General features: G+C 30.3%; 11 protein-coding genes. 7 read left to right on the top strand and 4 right to left on the bottom strand.

The genetic code is table 11. The annotated features are described in order from the left end of the window. Nucleotides 1–328: 328 nt before the first annotated feature. Nucleotides 329–556, top strand: coding sequence for a hypothetical protein (locus BM319_RS21000; protein WP_091024551.1), 228 nt, complete (start codon nt 329–331; stop codon nt 554–556). Between the two features lie 94 nt (nt 557–650). On the opposite strand, the gene BM319_RS20995 is transcribed toward BM319_RS21000, so the two are convergent. Next, nucleotides 651–1,400, bottom strand: a complete 750-nt coding sequence (locus BM319_RS20995; protein ID WP_091024549.1) for a hypothetical protein — start codon at nt 1,398–1,400, stop codon at nt 651–653. A 495-nt stretch (nt 1,401–1,895) separates the two neighbouring features. Between BM319_RS20995 and BM319_RS20990 the strand changes: the two genes are divergently transcribed. Beyond that, nucleotides 1,896–2,351, top strand: coding sequence for a hypothetical protein (locus BM319_RS20990; RefSeq protein ID WP_091024546.1), 456 nt, complete (start codon nt 1,896–1,898; stop codon nt 2,349–2,351). Nucleotides 2,352–2,371: 20 nt separating this feature from the next. Here the strand turns inward: BM319_RS20990 and BM319_RS20985 are convergent, their stop codons facing one another. Beyond that, nucleotides 2,372–2,887 carry a hypothetical protein gene (locus BM319_RS20985; protein ID WP_091024544.1) on the bottom strand — a complete coding sequence of 172 codons (516 nt, stop codon included), beginning with the start codon at nt 2,885–2,887 and terminating at the stop codon, nt 2,372–2,374. 296 nt (nt 2,888–3,183) lie between these two features. Here BM319_RS20985 and BM319_RS20980 point away from each other — a divergent pair, with 296 nt between their 5' ends. The 4 genes from BM319_RS20980 to BM319_RS20960 all read left to right on the top strand — a co-directional run bounded on the left by BM319_RS20980 (nt 3,184) and on the right by BM319_RS20960 (nt 6,413). After that, on the top strand, nt 3,184–4,284 hold the full coding sequence (locus tag BM319_RS20980; RefSeq protein ID WP_091024542.1) for a hypothetical protein: 1,101 nt from the start codon (nt 3,184–3,186) through the stop codon (nt 4,282–4,284). 307 nt (nt 4,285–4,591) lie between these two features. After that, nucleotides 4,592–4,921 carry a transposase gene (locus tag BM319_RS20970; RefSeq protein ID WP_091024537.1) on the top strand — a complete coding sequence of 110 codons (330 nt, stop codon included), beginning with the start codon at nt 4,592–4,594 and terminating at the stop codon, nt 4,919–4,921. Further along, nucleotides 4,843–5,784 carry an IS3 family transposase gene (locus BM319_RS20965; RefSeq protein WP_139226553.1) on the top strand — a complete coding sequence of 314 codons (942 nt, stop codon included), beginning with the start codon at nt 4,843–4,845 and terminating at the stop codon, nt 5,782–5,784. The genes BM319_RS20970 and BM319_RS20965 overlap by 79 nt, the downstream gene beginning before the upstream one ends. A gap of 308 nt (nt 5,785–6,092) precedes the next feature. Continuing rightward, on the top strand, nt 6,093–6,413 hold the full coding sequence (locus BM319_RS20960) for a YndA family protein (RefSeq protein ID WP_139226552.1): 321 nt from the start codon (nt 6,093–6,095) through the stop codon (nt 6,411–6,413). A 95-nt stretch (nt 6,414–6,508) separates the two neighbouring features. On the opposite strand, the gene BM319_RS20955 is transcribed toward BM319_RS20960, so the two are convergent. Further along, entirely contained in the window at nt 6,509–6,991 is a 483-nt protein-coding gene (locus tag BM319_RS20955) for a hypothetical protein (protein ID WP_091024533.1), read from the bottom strand. 175 nt (nt 6,992–7,166) lie between these two features. Here BM319_RS20955 and BM319_RS20950 point away from each other — a divergent pair, with 175 nt between their 5' ends. Further along, entirely contained in the window at nt 7,167–7,976 is an 810-nt protein-coding gene (locus BM319_RS20950; protein ID WP_091024531.1) for a class I SAM-dependent methyltransferase, read from the top strand. Here the strand turns inward: BM319_RS20950 and BM319_RS20945 are convergent. Further along, nucleotides 7,953–8,210 carry an RHS repeat-associated core domain-containing protein gene (locus BM319_RS20945; RefSeq protein WP_091024530.1) on the bottom strand — a complete coding sequence of 86 codons (258 nt, stop codon included), beginning with the start codon at nt 8,208–8,210 and terminating at the stop codon, nt 7,953–7,955. The two genes, BM319_RS20950 and BM319_RS20945, sit on opposite strands and share 24 nt — an antisense overlap. Between the last annotated feature and the right edge of the window lie 9 nt (nt 8,211–8,219).

Below are 8,219 nucleotides of genomic sequence, written 5' to 3'. Positions count from 1 at the left end.
AATGTAGGATCATTCTTTTGAAGATCCTTTTTTTGTTACCTATAAGGTCCATTATGTAAACTAGAGTTGTATAGGATATTCAATGAAATAAAATTGGATATACTTATGAATCACGTACAAAGTAAATGTGGGTCGTAAAGGATTAATTGGAAAATTATAGAATATAAGTATGAGGTAGTTTAAAAACATTTATAAATGCTTCGCTTAATAAACAAGTTATTGTATTTTAATCTAAATGAATTTTGCATAATAACTTTACAGAAAAAGAACTATTGAAAAAAACATATAATAATAGACATAGATATTATTATAAACGCGAGGTGAGAATATGGATTTTATATTACCAGGAATTATCTTTTGGACATTGATCATAGTTGGTTTGTTTTTTTTCATTTATGGATTATGGAAAAATTCTTGGAAAGCGCTAAATATGAGTGCATTATTTTTACTTCCAATGCTTTATTTTGTAGGAGCTGGAGATTCGATCAGACTACTTGGATTTGTACCATTAATACCATTCATTCTTGCTTTTTACAAAAAAAAAAGAAGTAATTAGAACTTAATATCTCGTAGTGATATATTATTCTTCATTGATTATGTAGTAATAAAAAAAGAGAACTTATTTACTAAGTATCTCTTTTTTTCATTTTTTAGCTAGTTGTTACAGTTAAAAATAATGCGTTATTAAATTCTCCAGAAGGTACCCAATTTACATCATAGGTATATGTTCCATTATTATTCGCAGTAATAAAAATATCATGATGAAGGTCAGTTCTTACATTAGGAAGCAAAAAGTCGTAGTTATAATAAAAAGCATCAGCTGAATAAGTAATTTTTGAATAATCACTATTAGGTTTAGCAGTATATAAATGCTTACTAGATAAGAACCAATTAGTTTTTGCTGTAGATGGGTTAGCAGCCCAGGTTGCTAAATCTTGACTAACAAATGAAATATCGGAGCCATAGTCTGCCCAATTTGCAGTTAATTTTGTATAACATAAATCTACTGTTGGTAAATCAACCGTCTTTGCTTTAACCCAAGCTGTATGATATGTACCAGCTGCTAGTGGCATTACTCCAGTAGGTTCAGAATTACTATCTTTTTCCACAATAGGATTAGCTACCTTCTCAACCTTATATGTCTTATTTTCTTTATCTATCCTTACGTTATATTCCTTTATGATTCCATCAGCTTTTTTGCTTCCTTTTATTACATATTTCTCTTCAGTACCATCCTTAGTATAAGTAACACTATCAAACGGTGTTTCACTATTTTTTTCAGGTTTTAAATTAATCTTTTGTACCACCTCTGAATCAGCACTTGCAGTACTATTAAACCCCGTAAGTCCTAAAACTAAACCAGATACTAATGCCATTGAAAGTATTTTTTTGATTTTCATACAATAAGAACTCCCTTGTTTTGTTTTTGGAAAATTTTACCTTGGTATTAATTTTCACATTTTGCGCCATTTTACCTTCTTATTTGACAAAATAATTTTAAAAATCAGGAAAGTTCTCCTATGACAAATTATGAAATAACAATTTATTATAAAGATGTTTTCTTTTTGATTAATTTTTTTGTACGATATTGTACGTAAAAAGGATCGTCCTTTGAAGGGCGATCCTTTTGCTATTGCCGATAAGCTTATTTCTGTAAACTAGATATGTATATGTTATTCATAAAAAGAACTACAAAAACAGACTAGCCATGATTGGCTAGTCTTTAACTACATTTTTAAATTTTCTTCATTTAAATCCTCCATTATGTAAACTAAATTTGCATACTTTATTCATAGAAATTGTCGATAATTATTTAGTCTAATTTTTGTAGAATTAACAGGTATTTCCAATATTTGGTAGAAATACTTGGATATCAAGATAACGGAGGTTAAAAAATGATTAAAAAAGTTCTATTAACTTGTTTAATTCTTATTTTCGCTGTCGCTTCTCGTCAAAGTACTAGTTATGCTGCTAGTACAGATGGTGTTTCTACTCAAAAATATTCATACAATTGTTCAGATTCAAGCTCTGTATGTGTTGCTGTTCAACTTGCATACGGTGATTCAGCAGGTTATTCTCCTGACATGACCATTCCATATGGAGCTAACGTTTTAATTAATGGTACTACATTCCCAGATAGCAAATTTAACATGAGATTTTATCTAATTGATAATTCGACTGGTTTAGTCGTACCTGGTACAACGATTAACGCAGGTCCATTTGGTGATGGAAGAGCTATTTCTTGGAGAGCTACAAAAACTGGATCTTATAAGGTTCGAGCTCTTTGTTTTGGTAATGACCCTAGTTACCAATGTGAAGGTGAGGGTAAAGCTGATTATACTCGCCAATAAAATAAGCACACTTTGTGTGCTTATTTTATTGATTTAACAATATTAACTACATCGTTTTTTTGGAAATTATTAACTTTATTTGATACTAATATTACATATGTTAGGTTCTCTTTATGAAACTCAATTTGAGCAGTAAGATTCCCATCATTTCTCTTTCTATACATTACATTTAAGTTATCTACTTTTATATTTTGGTCAGTTGGTATTTTTTGAATTTCTCTATTTCCATTGATAATAATAGTTGTTATCCACTCTTTTGTATTTTCATTGTAATAATATAAATCCAAAAATCTGTTATAACCGGTACCATCATTAATTTTTCCAAATTTATGAGTAACTTCAAATGGAAATTTTTTAGGTGTGCTAATTTTTATATTATTTTCTGTTTCAAATTTATGTAAAGCAGATTCAAATTTACCGTATTGCAAAGTATTATAGAATTTTTCTTCTGTAGTAGTTTTTTTTGTTGCATATGAATGGTGATTTAAACTTAATAAGCTAATAAATATTATTAAAATATATTTAATTAATTTCATAAAAGTACCTCCATTTTTTATTTATTTTAACCAATATTTAACCAGAGTATGTGCTAATTTAATAACTAGCAAAAAAGGAACTTCCCAGTAGAAAGTTCCTTTTTTTTTACAAAATTAACCCAATTTAACCTATTTAATTATGTAGTTTATTGTCGTTTAAAACTCGAATATTTAATACTGTGGGGGATAATTAACCCAATTGACCAATAGTTTGAATTAAAAGATACTTAAGCTGTTAGTCAACAGGAGTAACAATAAATATAACAATTAAATCTATTAGAAAGGGAGGAATTATTATGAAAAAAGCTTTAAAAAAAACATTACCTGTTGTTTTATCAGCTGCAATGGTAGGTACTGCTATTCCATCATTATCATATGCTGAAACGATCAATTCAAAGTCTAGTTCAATTTCTAAGATTTCAAGAAGTGTAGATCTTAGTCTTGAAAGTCCTGAAAAACCAGTACTACAAGTTACTAAGAATAACGATGGAAGTAATACAGGGTACATCAATGTTTCTTGGAATAGTGTTCCAAATGCAATAGGTTATAAAGTAGCGATATTTAATGGATTAGATTATGAATACTTTGATGTTGGCAACGCAACATCTTGGACATCCCAAAATAAAGGTATTTGGCCAACAAATGATGAAATTAACAGTGGTAGATACCAACTTCATTTAGATGGAACAGGAGCAGAATTACCTCAGGATCTTTCTGGGATTTATTATAATTCATACGCTGCTTCATTCTTTGATGAAACAAAAGACTTTCGAACTTTAAATGGCGTTTCTGTGGGAATTGTCGCAGTTTATGAAAACGGTGAAAGTGCAGTATCTGATGCAGAAATTGCTTCTTTTCCTGAGGTAGATGAGGAATTAATTGAAAAAGTATCCCCATACATAAATATGGACTTTACTGGTCAGTTTTCTGTAAATGATTCTGACGCTTTATCTGAAATTCTTACTGATAATGAGTTACAATTAGTTCAACAAAATATAGAAGATGCTAATGAGCTAAATAGTTCTCTTTATTATAGTCCTGGCCCTGGTACCTCTGTCTCAGTAGGTGATGGAAGTTTAACATATACTGTTGATGAATCAGTAAAAGGTTATATAGATGGTGTTACTAAAGTACAATCTTACTGGTGGGGATATAAGGTTTACCTTAGTAAAACCGTAGTAAATGCACTCGGATCAGGGGTAATAGCAACAGCAAATAAGATTGCAGATAAATTAAAACTTCCATACAAAGTTGGACTGGCGGTTGCTGGTGCATTGGGAGTAGCTGGGTATCTTATTTCTAATGTCCCTCACGGTGTTATAATTCGTGTAAATAAAATACCTATTTCTTCAGGAATAGGGTATGTACCTACTTGGATTAAATATCAATCAAATTAAGGGGTATAACAATGAAAAAATCAGACATATTACTTATAATCTTTCTCTTTATTAGTGGAGCACTTATATTCATTTTCCTTAATGGTAAAATAAGTAATAATTTGATTTCTCTCATAATTTTAATTTTTGGTTCCAGTATAACATTAGTTAATAGATTTATTTCAAGATCTAAAAAATCAAATGATAAATAAGTTTTGTTAAAAATATCATTATATAACAAAAAAGGATCATCTAATTTGTTATTATCCCCTTATAGTAGACAGTCAAAAAAAAGGATCGTACTGTCTATTATGGAGGGGATTTTTTTATGGGGAAAATTAGAAAAACTTATTCTAAAGAAACTAAGTTGAAAGCTATAAATTTGTACTTTGAAAAGGATATGGGGATTAGAACAATAGCTAAAGAACTAGATATAGGATATACGACCATTCAAAGATGGATAACTCATTACAAAAGTGAAGGAATCCAAGGATTAGAAGAAAAAAGAGGAAAATCAGACAGTTTATTTAGAAGGAAAGTCAAAAGAGATGATGAAAATGATGCTGAAAAAATCAACCGATTAGAAGCAGAGAACGCTTATTTAAAAAAGCTCTTAGCTGCGAAAAGGAGGATGATACAGGAAAAGAAAAATCAATAGAATACAGTATAATTCATGAGCTTAAGAATCAATTTACAGTTGTCATTTTATGTAAGATAGCAGGTGTTTCAAAGAGTGGGTACTACAAATGGGTAACACGTCAGAGTAGCCCTACAAAAAAAGATTTAGAAGATCAATCAATAGTGAAAAAAATTATTGAATGCCAACAAGATCCAGATATTAATTGGAGTTATGGCTATCCAAGAGTTAAAACTTGGCTGAGTAAAGTATACGGTCTAAAAGTGAATCATAAGAAAATATATCGTTTGATGAGATCAAATAAGATACAAGCTAAGATACGAAAAAAGAAATGGAAACACTTTGGACGCAAAGAAAAGTTTGTCCTTTCAAAAAACTATTTAAATAGAGAATTTTCAGCTAAACGTCCAAATGAAAAATGGGTAACAGATATTACCTACTTACTTTTTAACGGAAAGAAAATCTATTTATCTTCTATATTGGACCTATATAATAATGAGATTGTCGCTTATAAAATAAGTGAAAGAAATGACCTAAAGTTAGTGGCTGATACTTTAAAAGAAGCTATAAAAAATAGGGATATAAGAGGTCTCATAATACATAGTGATCAAGGGTTCCAGTACACTTCAATAAGATATAACCAACTTTTAAACAGATACAATATTAAAGGAAGCATGTCTAGAAAGGGAAATTGTTTAGATAACGCATGTATGGAAAGTTTTTTTAGTCACTTTAAAACTGAATGTTTTTACCGTTATCATTTTGAGACTTCACAAGAGGTTAAAATAGCAGTAAAAAAATATATTAAGTTTTACAACAATAAACGCTTTCAGAAAAAGTTAAATAACCTTAGCCCTATAGAATATAGGGCTAAGGCTGCTTAGATAATGTACCTTTTATTTAAGTGTCTACTTGACAGGGGTAAGACCAAATTCGAAGATCCTTTTTTTGTTGCCGTTAAGGTCCATTATGTAAACAAGAAATGAATTTAATATTCATAGATTTTGTCGATATTTATTTGTTCTAATCCCTTTTTTATTAACAGGATTTTCCATTTAATGAGCCAATATACTAGGATCTTAAAAAAGGTTGAAAAAGGAGAATCATAATGAGAAAAATAAAAAATGCCATTTTTAGCCTACTTACAGTAGCTACGATAGCTGTATCTATACCTCAGCAGGCAGCAGCAGCAATGTCTTGGCAAGGATATGATTTTTTGAGCTTGTCATATGGTGTATGGGAAAGTTCTCAGACATATTACCTTGCGACAGGAACTATTCAAGTATGTATAAGTGGAGTGGATAACGGCAGTAACTATTATACACTACAAGCCTATGAAGATGATGGTGCTACAGGTCTAACAAAATTAGCTGATAAAACCATGACTGGTAATAGTTGTACATATATATATGGTGCAACGGCAGATGGTGATAATGGATTAGCAGAGTTTTATTTCAGAGTTGGAACACCTAGATATAGTGATAGTTCAATACGAGCAGATGTATATCAATAAAAAACGTTTTTATAAGAAAAAAGGGGTGAAAACATTAAGTGTTTTTCACCCTTTTTTTACTCCAAATTTAAATGAGCTATAAAAACTAATTAATACTATTGCTTTTCTACTTCTTTATGCTCATATTTTAATAACTTCGTTTTTGCAAGACCTTTAGGAAGATTATTCGTGTTTACCCTTGATGGTTCAACAGCTAAATATAATGTGTCTAAACCACGGATGTTTCCCTTTTGATCAACTGGACGTATTGTAATTTTTAATACATAACTATATTTGTCCTCTAAACCTTTTAAATTTCTTGTTGCTCGTATAGAAACATACTTTTCATCTTCTGGAGCAGCATAACCTTGGACTTTTTCATTTTTGTTTTTATAAAAATCTTCGATATGGTTCATTATTTCTTTTCGATAAAGATCTAGTACAAAGTTTCCGTATAATTGGTTATTTACTTTGTCTAACGTTGAAAACTTCATTGATGAAACCTTTATTACTTCATTATTGCTTGCATGGGTTACACCCCAAAAGGCAGATATACCGATGAAAATTGTTAAGATTGAAACTAGAAATATTTTTTTCATTCCTACACCTCCATTAATAACATATGTAGACAAGTACTTTTTATTCAAGTTTCCTATAAACATATATGTAAACTAGAAATGAATTAAATTGATTTAATAAAAAATGTAGTGATGTAAAGGATAGTATGTGATTTATGTAGAATTAGTATTGAAAAAATGAAAATAGGTGAATTTAATGAGCAAAATAATAAGTTACTATAATCAATTTGATGAGTGGGGAAGGCTTGAACGTGAACCAATCGAGTTCCAAGTGAATTGGCACTTTATAAAGAAATATTTACCTGAAACAGGATATATACTTGATAATGGAGCTGGACCTGGAAAATACTCAATGGAGCTTGCTAAAGATGGATATAGAGTAACATTAACTGATTTAACACCTAAATTAGTTGAGATTGCTAAAAACAAAACTCAAGACTTTCAATTAGACGGGCAATTCGATGGTTTTTATACGGCTGATGCGAGAGAGCTTAACATGCTCAATGATGAACAGTTTGATGCATCATTAATGCTTGGTCCGATGTATCATTTACAGGAAGAAAATGACCGTATTATGGCTATTCAAGAATTAAATAGAGTAACTAAAAAGAACGGACTTGTATTTGTTGCTTTTATGCCAAGGATCAGGCATATATTTACATCTCTCTTATCTCCAAATAATTGGAAACCAAACGATAATATGGACACTATTCATCAGTTTTCACAATCTGGTTGTTTCAATCATTCAGATGAGGGGCGTTTTACAGGAGCATATTATTTTAATATTGAGGACATCAATCCTTTTATGGAAACTCAAGGATTTGAAACTTTGGATTTAATTGGTTCAAATGTAGGAGCTATTTTAAACAATGATAGTTGGAATTACTGGAGAGAAAAAGGTGAAGAAGAGGTAGAAAAAATTATAAATTTAATTAAAGAAAAAGCAACCGATCCTTATATTCTTGGAAATTCCTCTCACCTGCTATACATTGGCAAGAAAAATTAAAATTAATACTGATGCTTGTGTAACTAACGCTGTTGGGTCGACAAACATCAAAGGATTATTGCTAGCATAAGTATATCCATTTTGTGATATCGGATTACTTAAAGCTCCAGGAACAGGATCCAATGCTAAAAAATTACCATTTTCAGGATTATAGTATCGTGCCTGTAAGTAATAATGCTTCGTTTCAGAATCATAATAATACCCTGCATAACGAATTGGATTGTCCTGCGCCATCTGTCCAGT

Origin of the sequence: Bacillus sp. UNCCL81, assembly GCF_900112535.1 — a bacterium.
Taxonomy (GTDB): domain Bacteria; phylum Bacillota; class Bacilli; order Bacillales; family Bacillaceae_G; genus Gottfriedia; species Gottfriedia luciferensis_B.
Note: the sequence above shows the minus strand (reverse complement) of the source record. Positions and strands in the feature narration are given on the sequence as shown.

What these genes read in the sequence shown, in the direction of transcription:
- BM319_RS20970 (WP_091024537.1), top strand. Translation starts at nt 4,592, where the DNA reads ATGGGGAAAATTAGAAAAACTTATTCTAAAGAAACTAAGTTGAAAGCT.
- BM319_RS20945 (WP_091024530.1), bottom strand. Translation starts at nt 8,210, where the DNA reads ATGGCGCAGGACAATCCAATTCGTTATGCAGGGTATTATTATGATTCT.
- BM319_RS21000 (WP_091024551.1), top strand. Translation starts at nt 329, where the DNA reads ATGGATTTTATATTACCAGGAATTATCTTTTGGACATTGATCATAGTT.
- BM319_RS20980 (WP_091024542.1), top strand. Translation starts at nt 3,184, where the DNA reads ATGAAAAAAGCTTTAAAAAAAACATTACCTGTTGTTTTATCAGCTGCA.
- BM319_RS20950 (WP_091024531.1), top strand. Translation starts at nt 7,167, where the DNA reads ATGAGCAAAATAATAAGTTACTATAATCAATTTGATGAGTGGGGAAGG.
- BM319_RS20985 (WP_091024544.1), bottom strand. Translation starts at nt 2,887, where the DNA reads ATGAAATTAATTAAATATATTTTAATAATATTTATTAGCTTATTAAGT.
- BM319_RS20955 (WP_091024533.1), bottom strand. Translation starts at nt 6,991, where the DNA reads ATGAAAAAAATATTTCTAGTTTCAATCTTAACAATTTTCATCGGTATA.
- BM319_RS20990 (WP_091024546.1), top strand. Translation starts at nt 1,896, where the DNA reads ATGATTAAAAAAGTTCTATTAACTTGTTTAATTCTTATTTTCGCTGTC.
- BM319_RS20995 (WP_091024549.1), bottom strand. Translation starts at nt 1,400, where the DNA reads ATGAAAATCAAAAAAATACTTTCAATGGCATTAGTATCTGGTTTAGTT.
- BM319_RS20960 (WP_139226552.1), top strand. Translation starts at nt 6,093, where the DNA reads ATGTCTTGGCAAGGATATGATTTTTTGAGCTTGTCATATGGTGTATGG.